This window comes from Crystallibacter permensis, from assembly GCF_025960875.1.
In the GTDB taxonomy this organism is placed as follows: domain Bacteria; phylum Actinomycetota; class Actinomycetes; order Actinomycetales; family Micrococcaceae; genus Crystallibacter; species Crystallibacter permensis.
Genome location: NZ_JAODLR010000004.1, coordinates 110,228 through 130,799 on the forward strand (window position 1 = coordinate 110,228; position 20,572 = coordinate 130,799).

12 protein-coding genes are annotated in these 20,572 nt (G+C 62.9%); 2 read left to right on the forward strand and 10 right to left on the reverse strand.

Features of this window, described 5'->3' with window-relative positions; all coding sequences use genetic code 11:
* Window positions 1-10: 10 nt before the first annotated feature.
* Together B0G38_RS06375 and rpoB are read right to left on the reverse strand one after the other, a co-directional pair.
* Window positions 11-3,904, reverse strand: coding sequence for a DNA-directed RNA polymerase subunit beta' (locus B0G38_RS06375; RefSeq protein ID WP_264668656.1), 3,894 nt, complete (start codon window positions 3,902-3,904; stop codon window positions 11-13).
* Between the two features lie 114 nt (window positions 3,905-4,018).
* The gene (rpoB, locus tag B0G38_RS06380; protein WP_264668657.1) at window positions 4,019-7,537 is read right to left on the reverse strand and encodes a DNA-directed RNA polymerase subunit beta; all 3,519 of its coding nucleotides are present in this window, start codon (window positions 7,535-7,537) and stop codon (window positions 4,019-4,021) included.
* A 515-nt stretch (window positions 7,538-8,052) separates the two neighbouring features.
* Here rpoB and B0G38_RS06385 point away from each other — a divergent pair.
* Window positions 8,053-9,252, forward strand: a complete 1,200-nt coding sequence (locus B0G38_RS06385) for an acetyl-CoA C-acetyltransferase (RefSeq protein ID WP_264668658.1) — start codon at window positions 8,053-8,055, stop codon at window positions 9,250-9,252.
* A gap of 4 nt (window positions 9,253-9,256) precedes the next feature.
* Window positions 9,257-9,736 carry an aminoacyl-tRNA deacylase gene (locus B0G38_RS06390; protein ID WP_264668659.1) on the forward strand — a complete coding sequence of 160 codons (480 nt, stop codon included), beginning with the start codon at window positions 9,257-9,259 and terminating at the stop codon, window positions 9,734-9,736.
* Window positions 9,737-9,812: 76 nt separating this feature from the next.
* Here B0G38_RS06390 and rplL read toward each other — a convergent pair whose 3' ends face one another.
* The 8 genes from rplL to B0G38_RS06430 form a co-directional block, all read right to left on the reverse strand.
* A complete protein-coding gene (gene rplL / locus B0G38_RS06395) occupies window positions 9,813-10,190 on the reverse strand; it encodes a 50S ribosomal protein L7/L12 (RefSeq protein WP_074701263.1) in 378 nt (125 codons plus the stop codon).
* A gap of 74 nt (window positions 10,191-10,264) precedes the next feature.
* Entirely contained in the window at window positions 10,265-10,870 is a 606-nt protein-coding gene (gene rplJ, locus B0G38_RS06400) for a 50S ribosomal protein L10 (protein WP_264668660.1), read from the reverse strand.
* A gap of 303 nt (window positions 10,871-11,173) precedes the next feature.
* A complete protein-coding gene (locus tag B0G38_RS06405) occupies window positions 11,174-12,385 on the reverse strand; it encodes an MFS transporter (RefSeq protein ID WP_413542037.1) in 1,212 nt (403 codons plus the stop codon).
* A 12-nt stretch (window positions 12,386-12,397) separates the two neighbouring features.
* Window positions 12,398-13,150: a respiratory nitrate reductase subunit gamma gene (gene narI, locus B0G38_RS06410; protein WP_264668661.1), complete on the reverse strand. Its 753-nt coding sequence runs from the start codon at window positions 13,148-13,150 to the stop codon at window positions 12,398-12,400.
* On the reverse strand, window positions 13,147-13,770 hold the full coding sequence (gene narJ, locus B0G38_RS06415) for a nitrate reductase molybdenum cofactor assembly chaperone (RefSeq protein ID WP_264668662.1): 624 nt from the start codon (window positions 13,768-13,770) through the stop codon (window positions 13,147-13,149). Before narJ ends, narI begins: the two co-directional genes overlap by 4 nt.
* Window positions 13,767-15,557 (reverse strand): nitrate reductase subunit beta, encoded by a 1,791-nt coding sequence (narH, locus tag B0G38_RS06420; protein WP_264668663.1) that lies wholly within the window; start codon window positions 15,555-15,557, stop codon window positions 13,767-13,769. Before narH ends, narJ begins: the two co-directional genes overlap by 4 nt.
* Window positions 15,557-19,276, reverse strand: a complete 3,720-nt coding sequence (locus tag B0G38_RS06425) for a nitrate reductase subunit alpha (RefSeq protein ID WP_264668664.1) — start codon at window positions 19,274-19,276, stop codon at window positions 15,557-15,559. The genes narH and B0G38_RS06425 overlap by 1 nt, the downstream gene beginning before the upstream one ends.
* Before the next feature lie 117 nt (window positions 19,277-19,393).
* Window positions 19,394-20,494, reverse strand: coding sequence for a GNAT family N-acetyltransferase (locus B0G38_RS06430; protein ID WP_264668665.1), 1,101 nt, complete (start codon window positions 20,492-20,494; stop codon window positions 19,394-19,396).
* Between the last annotated feature and the right edge of the window lie 78 nt (window positions 20,495-20,572).

Below are 20,572 nucleotides of genomic sequence, written 5' to 3' on the forward strand. Positions count from 1 at the left end.
GGTCCGGTTCCTAGCGGTAGTCGTTGCCCATGTCGTAGTCATCCAGCGGGATGGCGTGGAACTCAGGGGTCAGACCGCCGTCGACACCGGGGTAATCGAAGTCGCTGAACGCGCTCGGGCCGGTGAACAGGTTGGCCTTTGCTTCCTCAGTCGGTTCAACGGTGACGTTGTTGTAGCGGTCCAGGCCGGTACCGGCCGGGATCAGCTTACCGATGATGACGTTCTCCTTCAGACCCAGCAGCGGATCCGACTTGCCTTCCATGGCCGCCTGCGTCAGGACGCGGGTGGTCTCCTGGAAGGAAGCCGCGGACAGCCACGACTCGGTCGCCAAGGAGGCCTTGGTGATACCCATGAGCTCGTCACGGCCGTTGGCCGGGGTCTTGCCCTCGGATACCGCCTTGCGGTTCTCCTTCTGGAAGCGGCTGCGCTCTGCCAGTTCGCCCGGCAGCAGATCCGTTTCACCGGATTCGATGACGGTCACGCGGCGAAGCATCTGGCGGACGATAACCTCGACGTGCTTGTCGTGGATACCAACACCCTGGCTGCGGTACACCAGCTGGACCTCGTCTACCAGGAACTTCTGTGCCTGGCGCGGGCCGAGGATACGCAGAACCTGCTTCGGGTCGATGGCACCGACCACCAGCTGCTGGCCGACCTCGACGTGCTGGCCGTCTTCGACCAGCAGACGCGCACGGCGCAGCACCGGGTAGGCGATTTCCTCGGAGCCGTCATCCGGAGTGACGATGAGGCGCATCTGGCGCTCCCCATCCTCGATGGTGACACGGCCGGCAACCTCGGAGATCGGAGCGACACCCTTGGGGGTACGTGCTTCGAAGAGCTCCTGGATACGCGGCAAACCCTGGGTGATATCGCCTGCAGAGGCAACACCACCGGTGTGGAAGGTACGCATGGTCAGCTGGGTACCGGGCTCACCGATGGACTGTGCCGCGATGATGCCGACGGCCTCGCCGATGTCCACGGTCTTACCCGTGGCCAGGGAGCGGCCGTAACACTGTGCACAGGTACCGACGGCGGACTCACAGGTGAGTACGGAGCGGACCTTGATGTCGGTGATGCCGGCGTTGAACAGCTCGCGGATGAGCACGTCGCCCACGTCGGAACCGCCTGCTGCCAGTACCTTGCCGTCGGCGTCTACGACGTCGGTGGCAAGGGTACGTGCGTACGCCGAGTTCTCCACGTCCTCATGCAGGTGCAGCTCGCCGTTGGCGTCCGCTACTGCAATCGGGGTGTTCAGGCCGCGCTCGGTACCGCAGTCCTCTTCGCGGACGATGACGTCCTGGGACACGTCCACCAGACGACGGGTCAGGTAACCCGAGTTGGCGGTACGCAGAGCGGTATCGGCAAGACCCTTACGGGCACCGTGGGTGGCGATGAAGTATTCCAGAACCGACAGGCCCTCACGGTAGGAGGACTTGATCGGCCGCGGGATGATTTCACCCTTCGGGTTCGCCACCAGACCACGGATACCGGCAATCTGGCGGACCTGCAGCCAGTTACCACGTGCACCCGAGGACACCATGCGGTTGATGGTGTTCTCCTTGGTCATGTTCTTGCGCATCGCGTCGGCAACCTCGTTGGTGGCCTTGTTCCAGATGTCGATCAGTTCCTGGCGGCGCTCGTCATCCGCAATCAGGCCCTTGCCGTACTGGGACTCCACCTTGGCAGCCTGCGTTTCGTAGCCCTCCATAATGGCGGCCTTCTCGGCCGGCGCCTCGATATCGGAGATAGCCACAGTCACACCGGAGCGGGTAGCCCAGTAGAAACCGGCGTCCTTGAGGTTGTCCAGCGTTGCCGCGGTAACAACCTTCGGGTAGCGCTCGGCCAGGTCGTTGACGATCGTGGAGAGCTGGCCCTTGTCGGCAACCTTCTCTACCCAGGGGTAGTCATCAGGCAGCGTCTGGTTGAAGATGACCTGGCCCAGCGATGTCTCGAGGAGCACAGGCTGGCCGTCTTCCCAACCTTCCGGAGCCGGCTGGTCCACGCTGGGCACGTACCCGGAGGAGATCCGGATCTTGACCACGGAGTTCAGGTGCAGCGCCCCGGCGTCGAACGCCATGATGGCCTCGGCCGGCGAGGTGAACACACGGCCTTCGCCGGCGGAACCTTCGCGCTTGGTCGTCAGGTGGTGCAGACCGATGATCATATCCTGCGAGGGCAGGGTGACCGGACGGCCGTCCGACGGCTTCAGGATGTTGTTCGAGGACAGCATCAGGATGCGGGCTTCAGCCTGGGCTTCGGGGCTCAGCGGCAGGTGGACTGCCATCTGGTCGCCGTCGAAGTCAGCGTTGAACGCGCCACAAACCAGCGGGTGCAGCTGGAGAGCCTTACCTTCAACGAGCTGCGGCTCGAAGGCCTGGATGCCCAAGCGGTGCAGGGTTGGTGCACGGTTCAGCAGGACGGGGTGCTCGGTGATGATCTCTTCGAGCACGTCCCAAACCTGCGGACGGTAACGCTCCACCATGCGCTTGGCGCTCTTGATGTTCTGCGCGTGGTTGAGGTCAACCAGGCGCTTCATCACGAACGGCTTGAAGAGCTCCAGCGCCATCTGCTTGGGCAGACCACACTGGTGCAGCTTCAGCTGCGGGCCAACAACAATGACGGAACGGCCGGAGTAGTCAACACGCTTACCCAGCAGGTTCTGACGGAAACGTCCCTGCTTGCCCTTGAGCATGTCGGACAGCGACTTCAGCGGACGGTTGCCCGGTCCGGTGACCGGACGGCCGCGGCGGCCGTTGTCGAACAGCGAGTCAACAGCTTCCTGGAGCATGCGCTTTTCGTTGTTCACGATGATCTCGGGGGCACCGAGATCCAGCAGGCGCTTCAGGCGGTTGTTGCGGTTGATCACGCGGCGGTACAGGTCGTTCAGGTCCGAGGTGGCGAAACGGCCACCGTCGAGCTGGACCATCGGGCGCAGTTCCGGCGGGATCACCGGGACGGCGTCCAGCACCATGCCCAGCGGGCTGTTGGTGGTGGTCAGGAACGCGTTGACAACCTTCAGGCGCTTCAGGGCACGCGTCTTGCGCTGGCCCTTGCCGTTCTTGATGGTGTCGCGCAGTGACTCTGCTTCGGCAACCATGTCGAAGGTTTCCAGACGCTTCTTGATCGACTCTGCACCCATGGAGCCCTCGAAGTACAGACCGTAGCGGTCGCGCAGTTCGCGGTACAGGCCTTCGTCACCTTCGAGGTCGGCGACCTTGAGGTTCTTGAAGCGGTCCCAGACCTGCTCGAGACGCTCGATGTCGGCATCCGCACGCTTGCGGACGTTGGCCATCTGGCGGTCGGCAGAGTCGCGGGCCTTCTTCTTCTCGGGTGCCTTGGCGCCTTCGCCCTCGAGACGGGCAAGCTCGTCTTCCAGATCGCGGGCGATCGCGGCGATGTCCGAGTCGCGGGTGTCGGAGAGCTGCTTCTTCTCCAGGTCGTGTTCGGCCTGCAGGTTCGGCAGTTCTTCGTGGCGGCGCTCTTCGTCCACGCTGGTGATCATGTAGGCGGCGAAGTAGATGACCTTTTCGAGGTCCTTCGGTGCCAGGTCAAGGAGGTAGCCCAGACGGGAGGGCACGCCCTTGAAGTACCAGATGTGCGTGACAGGTGCGGCCAGTTCGATGTGGCCCATGCGCTCACGGCGTACCTTGGCGCGGGTGACCTCAACGCCACAACGCTCACAGATGATGCCCTTGAAACGCACGCGCTTGTACTTACCGCAGTAGCATTCCCAGTCCCGGGACGGGCCGAAGATCTTCTCGCAGAAGAGTCCGTCCTTCTCGGGCTTGAGGGTGCGGTAGTTGATGGTTTCCGGCTTCTTGACCTCGCCGTAAGACCAGTCGCGGATTTCATCCGCGGTGGCAAGGCCAATTCGCATGAGGCCGAAGGAGGATTCGCTGGACATATGGTCCCTGTTCTCTCTTGTTCTCTAAATCTGAATGTCTTGTGTCGGGTACGGAAAGAGGTACGACGGCGGCAGCCGGCACGGGTTCCGAAGGTTCCGTGCCAGCCCGCTCATCTAGACCTCTTCGACGGAGCTGGGCTCTGCACGGGACAGATCGATACCCAGTTCCTCCGCGGCCCGGAAGACTTCTTCATCCGAGTCACGCATTTCAATCGTGGTGCCGTCGGTGGAAAGGACTTCCACGTTCAGGCACAGCGACTGCATTTCCTTGATCAAGACCTTGAAGGACTCCGGAACACCCGGTTCGGGGATGTTCTCGCCCTTGACGATGGCTTCGTAGACCTTGACGCGGCCGTGGATGTCATCGGACTTGATGGTCAGGAGTTCCTGCAGGGTGTACGCGGCACCGTAGGCTTCCAGGGCCCACACTTCCATCTCACCGAAGCGCTGGCCACCGAACTGGGCCTTACCACCAAGCGGCTGCTGGGTGATCATGGAGTACGGACCGGTGGAGCGTGCGTGGATCTTGTCATCGACAAGGTGGTGCAGCTTCAGGATGTACATGTAGCCCACGGCGATCGGGTCCGGGAACGGCTCGCCGGAACGGCCGTCGAACAGACGCGCCTTGCCGGAAGAACCGATCAGACGTTCGTCGTCGCGGGTCTTGTTGGTCGAGTCCAGCAGGCCGGTGATCTCGTACTCGGAAGCACCGTCGAACACCGGGGTGGCGACCGTGGTGGAACCGCTCTCGCGGGGCAGATTCGGCAGGTTCTTGACCCATTCCGGGTCCCCTTCGATGGTCCAGCCCTGCTTGGCGGCCCAGCCAAGGTGGATTTCCAGTACCTGGCCGACGTTCATACGGCCCGGAACACCCAGCGGGTTCAGGACGATGTCGACCGGGGTGCCGTCTTCCATGAACGGCATGTCCTCGATCGGCAGGATCTTGGAGATGACGCCCTTGTTGCCGTGGCGGCCGGCGAGCTTGTCGCCGTCGGTGATCTTACGCTTCTGTGCCACGTAGACGCGGACCAGCTGGTTCACGCCCGGGGGCAGTTCGTCGTCGTTGTCGCGCTCGAAGATGCGCACGCCGATGACCGTACCGGACTCGCCGTGCGGAACCTTCAGCGAGGTGTCGCGGACTTCGCGGGACTTCTCACCGAAGATGGCGCGCAGCAGACGCTCTTCCGGGGTCAGCTCGGTTTCACCCTTCGGGGTCACACGGCCAACCAGGATGTCTCCTGCTTCGACCTCGGCACCGATGTGGATGATGCCGCGCTCGTCCAGCTGGGAGAGGACCTCTTCGCTCACGTTGGGGATGTCGCGGGTGATTTCCTCGGCACCAAGCTTGGTGTCGCGGGCGTCAACCTCGTGCTCCTCGATGTGGATGGAGGTCAGCACGTCGTCGGAGACGATGCGCTGGCTCAGGATGATCGCATCCTCGTAGTTGTGGCCTTCCCAGGACATGAACGCAACGAGCAGGTTCTTGCCCAGGGCCAGTTCGCCCTGGTCCGTGGAGGGACCGTCGGCGATGATGCTCTGGACCTCAACCCGCTGGCCTTCGGCCACCAGCACACGCTGGTTGTAGGCGTTGCCTTGGTTGGAGCGCGCGAACTTCATGATCGGGTAGTGCGTTTCGGTGCCGTCGTCGTTCAAGGTGGTGACCATGTCAGCCGAAACCTCGGTGACCACACCGGCCTTGGCGGCAACCACGGAGTCACCGGCGTCAACAGCGGCGTAGCGCTCCATGCCGGTACCAACCAGCGGAGCCTCCGAACGCAGCAGCGGCACAGCCTGGCGCTGCATGTTCGCACCCATGAGGGCACGGTTGGCATCGTCATGCTCGAGGAACGGGATCAGGGCGGTTGCCACGGACACCATCTGGCGCGGGGAAACGTCCATGTAGTCGATCTCGGCCGGCTCGGTCAGGATCGGCTCGCCACCGCCACCGCGTTCGCGGCAGAGGACCAGTTCTTCGGAGAAGCGGTTGTCTTCGTCCAGCGGCGCGTTGGCCTGGGCGATGACGCACTCGATCTCGTCGTCTGCAGTCAGGTAATCGATCTGGTCCGTGACCAGGCCCTCCACGACCTTGCGGTACGGAGTTTCGATGAAGCCGAAAGCGTTGATGCGGCCGTAGGAAGCCAGCGAACCGATCAGGCCGATGTTCGGGCCTTCAGGGGTTTCGATGGGACACATACGTCCGTAGTGCGACGGGTGGACGTCACGGACTTCCATGCCTGCACGGTCACGGGACAGACCGCCCGGGCCCAGCGCGGACAGACGGCGCTTGTGCGTCAGGCCGGCGAGCGGGTTGTTCTGGTCCATGAACTGGGACAGCTGGGAGGTTCCGAAGAACTCCTTGATAGCTGCCACAACGGGACGGATGTTGATCAGGGTCTGCGGAGTGATGGCCTCCACGTCCTGGGTGGTCATCCGCTCGCGGACGACGCGCTCCATACGGGAAAGGCCGGTGCGGACCTGGTTCTCGATCAGTTCACCGACGGCGCGGATACGGCGGTTGCCGAAGTGGTCGATGTCGTCGACCTCGACGCGGATCTCGTGGTCCTCGCCGTCGCGCTTGCCTGCGATGGACTTATCGCCGGCGTGCAGGGCAACGAGGAACTTGATCATGGCGACGATGTCGTCATTGTTCAGGACTGATGCGTCCGGATCATCCAGCGGCTTGTCGATGCCCAGCTTGCGGTTGATCTTGTAGCGGCCAACCTTGGCCAGATCGTAGCGCTTCGGGTTGAAGTAGAGGTTGTCCAGCAGGGACTGGGCAGCTTCCACCGTGGGCGGCTCGCCCGGACGGAGCTTGCGGTAGATGTCCAGGAGTGCGTCTTCCTGGGTCTCGGTGGTGTCCTTCTCCAGCGTGGCGCGGATGGAGTCGTACTCGCCGAAGGTCTCCAGGATCTGGCCTTCGGTCCAGCCGAGAGCCTTCAGCAGGACGGTAACGGACTGCTTGCGCTTGCGGTCGAGGCGTACGCCGACCTGGTCGCGCTTATCGATCTCCAGCTCGAACCAGGCACCGCGGGACGGGATGATCTTGGCGGTGAAGATGTCCTTGTCACTGGTCTTGTCGGCGGAACGCTCGAAGTAGGCGCCCGGGGAACGGACCAGCTGGGAGACGACAACACGCTCGGTGCCGTTGATGACGAAGGTGCCCTTGTCGGTCATCAGCGGGAAGTCGCCCATGAACACGGTCTGCTGCTTGATTTCGCCCGTGTTGTTGTTCATGAACTCCGCCTTGACGTACAGCGGAGCGGAATAGGTGGCGTCGCGGTCCTTGCACTCCGCCATCGTGTACTTCGGATCAGCGAACTCCGGCTCGGAGAAGCTCAGGGACATGGTGCCCTGGAAGTCCTCGATCGGGGAGATCTCTTCGAAGATGTCCGCCAGACCCGACGTGGTGGCCATGCCCTTCTGGCCTTCGGCCAGCGCCTGCTGAAGGCGGGTCTTCCAGCGCTCGTTGCCGATCAGCCAATCGAAGCTGTGGGTCTGCAGGGCGAGAAGATTGGGAACGTCCAGAGGTTCGTGAATCTTAGCGAATGAGATCCTGCGGGTGGCGCCATCGTTCGATGAAGCGTCAAGCAGGCTGTTAGCGGTATCAGTATTAGAGGTGCTCGAGGCGACCAAGAGAGGGATCCTTCCACAGACCTTCAGGCTTGTACGCGCTTCCGCACTACCGGCATCATGAGATGCCAAGCACAACCAGACCGGATCCGCTATATGATCCAGGCCCGCCCGAATTCCTGTTAAATACAGGAAGGCGTGGCAAAGCCCACCGCTATATGAAGGCTGAAGGTTAAGAGGGAAGACGCAGATTTATACTCTACGCCACGGCCCCTAAATTGTCCAGCAGGCAGACTATCCCCTTGCCTGTCCGTGCCGGTGAACTGCATCCGGCGTGTCGGGCGGCGGAAGCCGAATCGTAATCTCCGGCCCCGGCCCTGCTCCCCTGCCAACGGAGCGCCTGTCTTCCGCGCGGCTTCGCCTGCAGCAGCTTCCCTGCTTATCCTGCGGCAGCCATCCTGCGGAACATCTGCGGCTGTTGCCGCGTTCCACAGATTGGAACCTTATCGAACTCCCGCGCCAGCTAACTGTAGCCTGTCGGGAACAGCTATTTCAAGGATGAAAGCGAGCACAGGACAGTGTCAGGTAACAGAAACGACGTGGTAATTCTCGGCGGCGCCCGCACTCCGCAGGGCCGGCTCAACGGACAGCTGGCAGGTTTCAGCGCCGTCGAACTCGGTAGCAAGGCCATCGCGGCGGCCCTCGAGCGCTCCGGCGTGCCGGCGGAGAACGTCGACTCGGTCATCATGGGGCAGGTAATCCAGGCCGGCGCCGGGCAGAATCCCGCCCGCCAGAGCGCCATCGGAGCGGGCATCGGCTGGGACGTCCCCACCGTGACCATCAACAAGGTGTGCCTCTCCGGCCTGGCGGCGGTCACCGATGCAGCCCGCTTGATCCGCGCCGGCGAGGCAGAGGTAGTGGTTGCCGGCGGCCAGGAGTCCATGACCAACGGACCGCACGTCCTCCCCGGTTCCCGGCAGGGCTGGACCTACGGCAACATCAACGTCGTCGACTCGGTGGCCCATGACGGACTGACCGATGCTTTCGACCACGAATCCATGGGCGCCTCGACGGAACGGCGGAATGCCGAACTTGCGATCGACCGCACCGCCCAGGACGAGGTTGCCGCGGCATCGCACCAGCGCGCCGCCGCTGCCACCGAGTCCGGTGTGTTCGCTGCGGAGATCGTCCCGGTCACTGTCCCCCAACGCAAGGGCGATGACCTGGTACTGACCAAGGACGAAGGCATCCGCCCGCAGACCACGGTGGAATCGCTGGCACCGCTGAGGCCGGCCTTCGACAAGGACGGCACCATCACGGCGGGCAACTCTTCACCGCTTTCCGACGGCGCAGCCGCCGTCGTGCTGGCGACCCGCGGCTATGCCGAGGACAACGGACTCGAGTGGCTCGCCGTCGTCGGCAAACCGGGTCAAGTGGCCGGACCGGACACCACCCTGCATTCACAGCCGTCCAACGCCATTGCCCAGGCCCTGAAGCGCGCCGGCTGGAGCACTTCGGATCTCGACTTCATCGAAATCAACGAGGCCTTCGGCTCCGTTGCCGTGCAGTCCCTGAAGGACCTGGATTACCCGCTGGAGAAGTGCAATCTCCATGGCGGGGCCATCGCACTCGGACACCCGATCGGCGCTTCCGGCGCACGGCTGGCGCTGCATGCGGCCCATGAGCTCAAGCGCCGTGGGCAGGGCAAGGCTGCCGTTTCGCTGTGCGGCGGCGGAGGGCAGGGCGAGGCACTGCTGCTGTACCGCGACGAGGAGTAGGCCTGTGGCTGACATCGCTGCCGGCAAGGACAGGTTCCTGGCCGACGCGGGCGACCGAGGGCTGGACGTGGAACTGATCCCACGCCCGGCTGCTCGGAGCCTGGTGGAGGCGGCGCAGCTGCTCGGGATCGCACCGGCGGACATCGTCAAGTCCCTCGTGGTAAAGCACAAGGACGGCACGTTCCTGTTCGCCTTGATTCCCGGTGACCGGCAGATCTCCTGGCCGAAGCTGCGTGCCCTGATCGGGGTGAACAAGCTGTCCATGCCTGCTGCCGACGTCGCCTTCGAGGCCACCGGCTACCAGCGTGGCACCATCACGCCGCTGGGCAGCACCACGGCCTGGCCGGTCTATGCAGATGCCGCGATCACCGGCCGGCGCATCTCCATGGGCGCCGGGGAGCACGGCTACTCGGCTTTTGTGGATTCAGATGCCCTGATCAAGGCACTGGATGCTACCGTCGCGGACATCAGCGACCCGGAATAACGCCACGGCATTCCGCCAGAGCACACAAAAGAGCCCCGCACCTGAGTGCGGGGCTCTTTTGGATGTTGCGGAAAGCTTACTTGACGGTGACGGTGGCACCGGCAGCTTCGAGAGCTTCCTTGGCCTTGTCGGCAGCTTCCTTGGTTGCACCTTCGAGAACAGCCTTCGGAGCGCTGTCGACAACGTCCTTGGCTTCCTTCAGACCCAGCGAAGTCAGGGCGCGAACTTCCTTGATCACTGCGATCTTCTTGTCGCCAGCAGCTTCGAGAATGACGTCGAATTCGGTCTGCTCTTCAGCAGCCTCAGCGGCGCCACCGGCAGCGGGGCCGGCAACGGCAACGGCAGCAGCCGTGACGTCGAAGGTCTCTTCGAAGAGCTTCACGAAGTCGGAGAGCTCGATGATGGACAGTTCCTTGAAAGCTTCAATGAGCTCTTCGTTGGTGAGCTTCGCCATGATTGGCGTCCTTCCTATAGGTGGTGTTCAGCGCATTGGCCGCGCACCAAGAGTTTTGGATTGGGAAGAGAGTCTTACTTCTCTTCGGCAGCAGCCTCGGCCGGAGCCTCGGTTGCCTCGGCAGCGGGAGCTTCTTCAGCAGCAGGTGCTTCTGCGGCCGGAGCTTCGGCAGCAGCAGTGTCTGCCGCACCGCCGTTCTCCTCCTCCTGCTTGACGCGCAGTGCCTCGACAGTGCGGGCCAGGGCAGCCATCGGAGCCTTGAGGACGCCGGCAACACGTGCCAACTGGAACTCACGGGACTCGAGTGCGGCCAGCGCTGCAACACCGGGTGCATCCAGGGCTTTGCCCTCGAAGAAACCGGTCTTGATGACGAGCTGCGGGTTGGACTTTGCGAAATCCGTCAGGGACTTTGCGGCTGCAACAGCGTCACCCTTGATGAAGGCGATAGCAGTGGGTCCGGAGAGCTGGTTATCGAATGCATCGATGCCGGCTTCCTTGGCTGCAATGCCAGTCAGGGTGTTCTTGACGACAGAGAACTTGGTCTCCTGGCCGAGAGAAACACGCAGTTCCTTGAGCTGTGCAACGGTAAGCCCGCGGTATTCGGTTAGGACTGCAGCGTTGGATTCTTTGAAATCAGTGGTGATCTCTTCAACTGCTGCCACCTTGTTTGGCGTTGCCATAACCCTCCTTCCGGGGAATAGTGCCGGTGGTTCGGGTCGCACGCATAAAAAACGCCCCGGGCAGATGCACGGGGCTTGGCCTTCACATATCCGGCAGCACCGGAAATGGAGGATTGCTTCGTTCACCTGCGCAGGCCGTCCCAGGCATGGGACTTTCGGTTGAATTCTTAGGGGAAATCAACGACCGACGGTCTTTGGTAGTTCAAGCCTACGCGAAGGGGTGACCACGACCAAATCGACCGTTCCTGCCACCTCGCTGTGATTGCTGCCGCATGGCGTGCCGTTACCGCCGCACCGTACCTGTTACGCAGTCTCGGGCGCGGATACCTTCCGGGACGGCTGCCGCTTCAGGTAGAGCCAGGTGTACAGCAGCGCTACCAAGGCCGTTGCCGCGAGCAGGAGCAGCCCGATGGCATAGCTGTTGTCCTCCGCGTTGTACGTGGCGCCCATGACCAGCGGCGGGAAGTAGCCGCCCAGTCCGCCGGCCGCGCTCACAATACCGGTTACGGACCCTACCCGTTCGGGCGGGGAACTGGTGCCGACCCAGGCAAAGACACCTCCGGTGCCCAGCCCGAGGGCAAAGGCCATGCCCAGGAATGTCAGGCCTGCTGGGATTTCGCCGTCGGGCCGCAGGTTGACGACGAATGCCAGTACCGCCACCGCAGCCAGCGAGACCAGCACAACGGGCTTGGACCCGATCTTGTCGGCGAGGATGCCGCCTACCGGCCGCGCCAGCACGGCCGCCAGCGCGAACCCGGCCGTGCGCGTGCCTGCTCCCGTGGGGTCCATCTCGTAGATGTCCCGCAGGTAGGTCGGCAGGTAGTTGCTGAACGAGACAAAGCCGCCGAAGACCACGGCATAAAGGAAGCACATCTGCCAGGTCACCTTAAGCTTGGCGGCTGCCAGCAGCTTGGGCACAACAGGTTTCGTATTCGGTGTCCAGCCCGGGGCTTCACGCAGGAAGAACCATACGACGGCGGCCATCGCCACCAGCAGGACCGCGACCAGCAGGTGCGTGGGAAAGTAGCCGATCCAGCCCACCAGGCGCGGGGTCAGAAACGCGGCCAGCGCCGTGCCGCCCATGCCCGCACCGAACACGCCGGTAGCAAAGCCACGTCGTGACGCCTCGAACCAGGGACTGACAAAGGGAATACCGACGGCGAAGATCGTGCCTGCCACGCCGAGCAGGAAGGCGAAAATGACCAGCAGCAGGTAGGACTGCAGGACACCGGCCAGCGCGACCAGCAAGATTGCCGGCGCCGTAGCCACCAGGACCGCCGTGAACATCACTCGTCCGCCAAAGCGGTCTGTCAGCGCTCCCATGACAATGCGGCCCAGCGAACCGACGAAGACCGGCATCGCGACGACGATGGACGTCTGCGTGGAGCTCAAGTCCATTTGCTGGGTGTAGCTCGCACTGAGCGGGGCGATAATGGTCCAGGCCCAGAAGGCCATGACCGAGGCGAGAGTGGCAAGGACAAGGTTGCGGGTCTGGCCCGGAGCGCCTTTTTCCACCGGAGGTCCTTTCTACTTCCGGTCGCGGTCCCGGGTGCCTACCGGTTGCCAGCCCGGCAGGCGTGCCCGGCTTCCGGGGGCCGGGCCGACATCGCGGCTGCGGTAGACGATGTAGGGCCGGAACAGATAGTGCAGGGGTGCGGTGAAAGCGTGCACCAGCCGGGTGAACGGCCAGATGCAGAACAGCAGCATGCCCACCAGGGTGTGGAGGTGGAAGGAGAACGGAGCGGCGGCCATTGACGCGATGTCAGGCTGCAAGATGAACAGGGACCGGAACCACGGCGAGACGGTTTCGCGGTAGTTGTGGCCGTGGTCGCCTAGGAAGACGCTGGCCAGCGTTGTCCACAGTCCGAACACTATCGCCGCTACCAGCACCACATACATGAGCTTGTCGTTCTTCGTAGTGGCCATGAAGACAGGGCCCGTAGTGCGGCGGCGGATGATCAAAAGGATGATGCCGCCCAATGTGCCGATGCCAGCGATGCCGCCGACAAACAGTGCATTGAAGTGGTAGAAGTCCTGGCTCATGCCGACCGCTTCGGTCCAGGACTTCGGAATAACCAAGCCGAAGAAGTGCCCGGCGATGACCGCCAAGATACCGAAATGGAAAATCGGCGAGCCGATGCGCAGCAGCTTCGACTCGTAGAGCTGCGAGGAGCGCGTGGTCCAGCCGAACTGGTCATATTTGTAGCGCCAGATACTGCCGCCGACCAAGATGGCGACCATGACATAGGGCAGCACGCCCCAGAGCAGAATATCCATCATTGCCCTCCCTGCATCGGAAGCAAACGGGGATCATACGGTTCCAGACCCACACTTTCAGTGGGCGGGCCGTAGCCAGCCATCTTCATCACTTCCTGCCGGTCAGTCGGCGAGGCGCCCGGCAGGGTATCGCAGATAGCTTGCAGGACCTGTGCGTACGGGAGGTTGTCGTCGACCAGCGCCAGGCGCAGCATTTCGAGACTCGGCCGGTACTGGATCAGCAGTTCCCGCCCGGCTGCCATGTCCACCGTTGCCGCGAATTCCAGGACCATCGGCAGGTAGTCGGGCAGTTCGCCGTGTGTATTGACCAGCATTCCGCTGTCCCGGTAGACCTGCTTGAAGCCAATCAGGACCTCACCGCGGCGGCGCGTATCGCCGTCGGTCCAGTAGGAAAGGTGCAGGGCGTGCCTCTTGCTGAGGTCAAACTCCTGGACGTACCAGGCCTGCACTTCGGCGAGCGGTTTGGCAGTAAGTGCGTTCAGGACGTCGTCGAACGAGCCATTAAGCCCATTGAACTCAGCCAGCGCGGACCGAATGAGGGGCATCCGTTCCAGCAATTCCTCATCCGGGTACCCCAGGCACCAGGATGCGGCCAGGTAGGTTACTCGTTGCCGCTGCATCATGGCTCCCGGGGTGGTTGGCTCTCCAGCGGGTTTCCGCTCGGTCCGGCTTGGGAACTGGGCCCTCCATAGTCCGGCCCCGGACCTGCTGCGCCACCGCCATGGGCAGGAGAGTCAGGTGACATTTGCGGATTGTCCTCGGTTTTTGGGAACAGCCCCCGCGGGACGCCCCGGCCGTCCCAGTTAAGCAGGTTGACCCTTCCCCGCAACTCCCCTGGTTCCGTCTGGCCATCGGTGGTCTGCCGTTGTTTCAGTGCGTAGAAGTTCTCCACCGCTACGGGTGTGGGCTTGCCGCTGGCTTCACCGAAGGGATCGGAGGGATACATGCCCGGTCCGTCGTCGAAATCCAGGGAGCAGCCCATCTCTTCGAGATTGTGCGCCTGTTCAACGTGGGCCTTGGGGATGACGTAGCGTTCGTTGTATTTGGCAATCGCCATCAGCCTGTACATCTCGTACATAGCCTCCGGTTCCATGCCCACGGCTTCCGGTATTGAATCGTCCGGATCGTTGCCCAGGCTGATCCCGCGCATGAAGGAACGCATGGCGGCAAGCTTGCGGAGTACACCGGTGACGATCTCAGTGTCCCCGGCGGTGAAGAGCTCCGCCAGATATTCAACCGGGATGCGCAGCGATTCGATGGCTCCGAACAGGTTCCCGGCGTCCTCAGCATCATGGCCCTGCTCGCTCAGCAGATCGACAACCGGAGACAGCGGCGGCACATACCAAACCATCGGCATGGTGCGGTACTCCGGATGGAGCGGCAGCGCGACCTTGTAAACCTTGGCCATCTTGTAGACCGGCGAGCGCCGCGCAGCGTCCATCCAGTCCTCCGGGATGCCCTCAGCGCGGGCTCCGGCGATCACTTCCGGATCATCGGGATCCAGCATGAGGTCCAGCTGTGCCTGGTACAACTCCTTCTCATCCTCGATAGACGCGGCCTCGGTAACCCGGTCCGCGTCGTAGAGGAAGATCCCGATGTAGCGCAGGCGTCCCACACAGGTTTCGGAGCAGACGGTCGGGATGCCCACCTCGATGCGCGGGTAGCAGAACGTACACTTTTCGGCTTTGCCGGTCTTGTGGTTGAAATACATCTTTTTGTACGGGCAGCCCGTGATGCACTGCCGCCAGCCGCGGCAACGGTCCTGATCCACCAGGACGATGCCGTCTTCTTCGCGCTTATAGATGGCTCCGGACGGGCAGGAAGCCATGCAGGACGGGTTAAGGCAGTGTTCGCAGATCCGGGGCAGATAAAACATGAACGTCTGCTCGAACTCGAACTTGATCTTGTCCTCGGACTCCTTGCGGATCTTCTCGACGATGGGATCCAGATGGCCCAGCTCCGAGGTGCCGCCCAGATTGTCGTCCCAGTTGGCAGACCATTCAACCTTCATGTCTTTGCCGGTGATAAGCGACTTGGGTCTGGCCACCGGAAAGTCGTCCCCAAGCGGGGCATCGGTGAGCGTTTCGTAATCGTAGGTCCAGGGCTCGTAGTAGTCGTCCAGCTCCGGCTGGACGGGGCTGGCAAAGATTCCGAAGAGCTTCTTGAGCCGGCCGCCGCCCTTGAGTTTGAGGCGTCCCCGCCGGTTCAGTTCCCAGCCGCCACGCCATTTCTCCTGGTCCTCGTAGCGGCGCGGATAGCCCTGCCCCGGCCGGGTCTCAACATTGTTGAACCAGACGTACTCGGTGCCGGCCCGGTTGGTCCAAGCCTGTTTGCAGGTCACCGAGCAGGTGTGGCAACCGATGCATTTGTCGAGGTTCATCACCATGCCTACTTGAGCCATGACTTTCATCAGTACCTGACCTCCTGCGAGCGCTTGCGGATTGTCGTGACCATGTCCCGCTGGTTTCCGGTGGGGCCAAGGTAGTTGAAGGCATAAGCCAGCTGGGCGTATCCCCCGATGAGATGCGTAGGCTTGACCAGCAGCCGCGTATTGGAGTTATGGATACCGCCGCGGCGGCCCGTGGCCTCCGACTTCGGCACATCGATGGTCCGTTCCTGGGCATGGTGCACGAACACCACGCCCGCGGGCATCCGGTGGCTGACGATGGCCCGGCAGACATAGACGCCGTTGGCGTTGACGCACTCGATCCAGTCGTTGTCCGTGACGTTGATGGCCGCGGCGTCTTCCTTGCTGATCCAGCAGGTTGGCCCGCCGCGGGAAAGCGAGAGCATGAACAGGTTGTCCTGGTACTCCGAGTGGATGGACCATTTGTTGTGCGGGGTCAGGTACCTGACCGTGATCTCGGCCGATCCGTCCTGGCCAAGGCGTGGCTCGCCGAACAGCCGGTGCATGTCCAGCGGCGGCCGGTAGATTGGCAATGCCTCGCCGAGATCCCGCATCCAGTCATGGTCAAGGAAGAAGTGCATCCTGCCGGTGAGCGTGTGGAAGGGCTTGAGCCGTTCGATATTCGTGGTGAACGGCGCGTAGCGGCGGCCACCGGTTTCGGAACCGGACCATTCCGGCGAGGTAATCACGGGCACCGGCGCGGATTGTGTGTCCGCAAAGGTAATGTGCTTCTCTTCTGATCCTAGGGCCAGGTCAACCAGTTCACGGCCCGTCTGTTTCTCCAGCTCCCGGAACCCGTGGACTGCCAGTTCGCCATTGGTGGTACCGGAGAACGTCAGAATGGCTTCCGCGAATTTAGCATCGGTTTCGATGGCCGGCCGCCCGTCCGCCGAACCGCCGAGCATCACCCCGTTCTTCTTGGCGAGCCAGTCCAAGGCATGGTCCAGCTTGTAGTTGATGTTCTTGACGGTAAAGCCCAGCTTGTCCGCCAGCGGACCGACGGCGGCCATCTTGTCCGCAATGGCCGTGTAATCGCGTTCGACGACGGTGAAGACGGGCATGGTTTTGCCCGGTACGGCAGGGGTGGTCCCGTCCCGCCAGTCCCGGACCACTCCCCCCGGCTGGGCTATCTGTCCTGCGGTGTCATGCTGCAACGGGACGCTGACCAGGTCCTTGCGCACTCCGAGGTGGGTCTTCGCCTGGCGGGAGAACTCTTCCGCCAACTGGTGGAACATTTCAAAATCGGATTTGGCCTCCCACGGTGGATCGATGGCAGGGGTAAAAGCGTGGACAAACGGATGCATGTCCGTGGAGGACAGATCGTGCTTCTCGTACCAGGTGGCGGCGGGGAACACGATGTCGGAGAGCAGCGTGGTCGACGTCATCCTGAAGTCGGCGGAGACGAGCAGGTCCAGCTTGCCCTCGGGAGTTTCCTCGTGCCATTTGACTTCCTCGGGGCGTGTCATCGACGCTTCGGCGGCGTTGCCCATGACATTGTGGTGGGTGCCCAGCAGGTTCTTCAGGAAATACTCGTTCCCCTTTGCCGATGAGCCCATGAGGTTTGAGCGCCACAGCATCAGCGTCCGCGGCCAGTTCTGCGGTGCGTCCACGTCTTCGACGGCAGGGTTGAGTGTCCCCTCTTGCAACTGGTTGGCCACGTAGGCCGCGGCATTGGCGGCCTGTCCGTCCTCTACCGCCTGCTCCGCTTCGGTTGCCAGGTCCAGCGGGCTTTTGTCGAACTGGGGATAGAACGGCATCCAGCCCAGCCGCGCGGACTTGGAGATGGTGTCCGCCGTATGCATGCCCTTGAGGTGGCCCTCGGCCAGCGGTGAGTTCAGTGAGTCCGCGGAGTAACCGTCATTGCGCCACTGGCCGGTGTGCATGTACCAGTACGAGGTACCGGTCATTGTCCGCGGCGGGCGCGACCAGTCCAGTGCATTGGCCAAAGATACCCAGCCGGTAATCGGGCGGGTCTTTTCCTGCCCGACGTAATGGGCCCAGCCGCCGCCGTTGCGGCCCATCGAACCGGTGAGCAGGAGCAGTGACAGGATGGACCGGTAGGTCGCGTCGCCGTGGAACCACTGGCAGATTCCGGCACCCATGATGATCATGGACCGGCCGCCGGACTGCTCAGCGTTCCGGGCGAACTCCCGCGCGATCTTGATGCACATCTTGGCCGGTACGGACGTAATCGCTTCCTGCCACGCCGGAGTGTAAGGCGTGGCGCCGTCGTCGTACTCCCCTGCCCATTCTCCCGGCAGGCCGTCGCGGCCGACACCGTACTGGGCAAGCATCAGGTCGAAGACGGTGGTGACCAGTTTGTCGCCGATCCGGCGCACCGGCACGCCGCGGCGCAGCACGGAACCGGAGCCGTCCGGCGCTTCGAAGCACGGCAACTGGACCTCGGCATTCTCACCACCGGACTCGTACAGGCTGAGCCGGGGTTTGACGTCGCCGAGTTCCAGATTCCATTTGCCCGTGCCGGACTCGCTGTAGCGGAAGCCCATCGATCCGTTGGGGACGACCGGTTTATCCGTGACCTCGTCCAGCAGCACCGTCTTCCACTCGGCGTCCTCGCTGCCGGCCAGTTCCGGCAGGTCAGCCGAGGTCAGGAACTTGCCAGGCACCAGCGACGAGCCGTCCGGCGAGGGCGTGAGCGTGATCAGGAACGGCAGATCCGTGTACTGCTTGACGTAGTCCGTGAAAAAAGGCACGTGACGCTCAACGAAAAATTCCTTGAGAATCACGTGCCCCATCGCCATGGCGAGTGCTGCATCAGTGCCGGCCTGGGCGGGCAGCCAGTCATCCGCAAACTTGGTGTTGTCCGCATAGTCCGGGCTGACCGTAACCACCTTGGTGCCCCGGTAGCGGACCTCCGCCATCCAGTGCGCATCCGGAGTCCGGGTGACCGGCACATTGGAGCCCCACATCATCAGGTAGGTGGAATCCCACCAGTCGCCGGATTCGGGCACGTCCGTCTGGTCACCGAAGACCTGCGGGCTGGCCACGGGCAGATCCGCGTACCAGTCGTAGAACGAGGTCATGACCCCGCCGATCAACTGGATGAACCGCGTCCCCACCGCGTGGCTGACCATGGACATGGCCGGAATGGGCGAAAAACCTGCACACCGGTCCGGTCCGTACGTCTTGATGGTGTGGACGTGCGCGGCGGCAGCCATCTCGATGGATTCCTGCCACGACACCCGGACCAGCCCGCCCTTGCCCCGGGCCTGCTGGTACTTCTTCCGCCGCACCGGATCCCCGACAACATCGGCCCAAGCCAGGACCGGATCCTTCAGCCGTGACTTCGCTTCGCGATACAACTCCAGCAACACCCCGCGGGCATACGGGTAGCGCACGCGGGTGGGCGAGTAGGTGTACCAGGAGAAGGCCGCGCCGCGGGGACAACCTCGCGGCTCGTATTCGGGGCGGTCATTGCCGACGGACGGGTAGTCCGTTTGCTGCGACTCCCACGTGATGATGCCGTCTTTGACATACACCTTCCAGGAGCACGACCCCGTGCAGTTCACCCCGTGGGTGGAGCGGACTACCTTGTCGTGGCTCCAGCGGTCGCGGTAGAAAACATCACCCTTCCGCCCGCCTTCTCGGTACACCGCGCGTCCGTCGTCGCTTTGGTCCCAGCGGGTAAAAAACCGCCCCACTGCCAACATCGCGTCGGAAGCGCTGCCATCGGTTCCAGGTTTGATCGGTCCGGCTGCCATGGGTTCACCCTACGAAACGAATGTGACTAAAGCCATAGCTTCCGCACAACCGAATAATGACGAGGGGTTAAGCCGATGCTTGGGAGCTGCCGGCTTCAGCCCTAGCGGCGTACTCCGTCAGGCCCGGTCGCCCAGTCTTTTCTGCCACGCCGCCTCATACCCGGCGGGGACAAAACCAAGGGCAACATTGATGGCGAGCATGTGCTCGTTCTCGGCCGCGTTCCAGGTCAGCAACCGCTGACCTTCAGGCCAGAGCTCGCCGACCCGCAGCAGATTATGCGCTTTCATGAGCATGCCCAGGCTACGACCGCGGTGGGCATGCAGGACCAAAGTGTCCTCCTGGTAAACGACGTCCGGCTTCTCCGGGTAGCATTCCAGAAAAGTATGTCCGGCAAGTTCCCCGCTCTGCAGATGCAGGGCTGCGACGACAAGGGTATGGGCACCTTTTCGCCGGAGTTCCTCTTCCCCTTGGCGGACCCTCGCGCGGTCCCAGGCCTCCTCCTCGTAATCGATCTCGCCCAACGGCACGTCTGTGCTCATTCTCTGTCGCAGCAAGGCATACTGGTCGACGAATTCCTCCGGGCAAGTATCTTCCCAGACCAGCAGCCGGTACCCCGCCGCCTTCGCAGCCGCCTGCGCCTCCAGAGACTCAACCTTGGCGGCGTCCGCCGGCAACCCAAGTACGCTGAAGCGCTCCACCTGCTCCAACTCATATCCATGGGACTGGGCGAAGCGGACGGCCGCCGAATTGCCTGGCAGCGAGCCTGTACCTGTCCTCGGCCGCAGGACGTCCGCCGCGTCCGGGTCAAAGTCCGACGGGTGCTCACTGTATGACTGCAGCACCCTTCTGCCGTGGTCTTGGGCCGAGGCTTCAGCAGTCCGCAGCAGCTCGCGCGCGATCCCCTGCCTGCGGAAGCCTGGATGGACCATGACGTGGACGTAGGCGCTGCGCAAGTTGTCCTGCTTCGTCATTTCCAGGACGGCACGGCCAACGTGCCTGTCCCCGTCCTTGGCCGCCCACAGCAACGACTGCTCGTAATCGTTGGGGCGGGCGCCCTCCAGCCGCACGGCAGGACTGACCCACAGGTCGTTATTGCCCCACAGCAGGCCGGTCACCAGGTTCGACAGCTCCGAGGAGGCAACGAAATCCTCAGCATACCGAGACTCCAACGAGGCGGGGATGCGGATAGGTTGTATGGTGATCGACGTCGTCGACATGGCGTTCCTCGCTCAAGTGATTGATATTCCCCAATCAGATTACCCGCTCGCCTGATTCGATGCCAGCGGACCGGCATG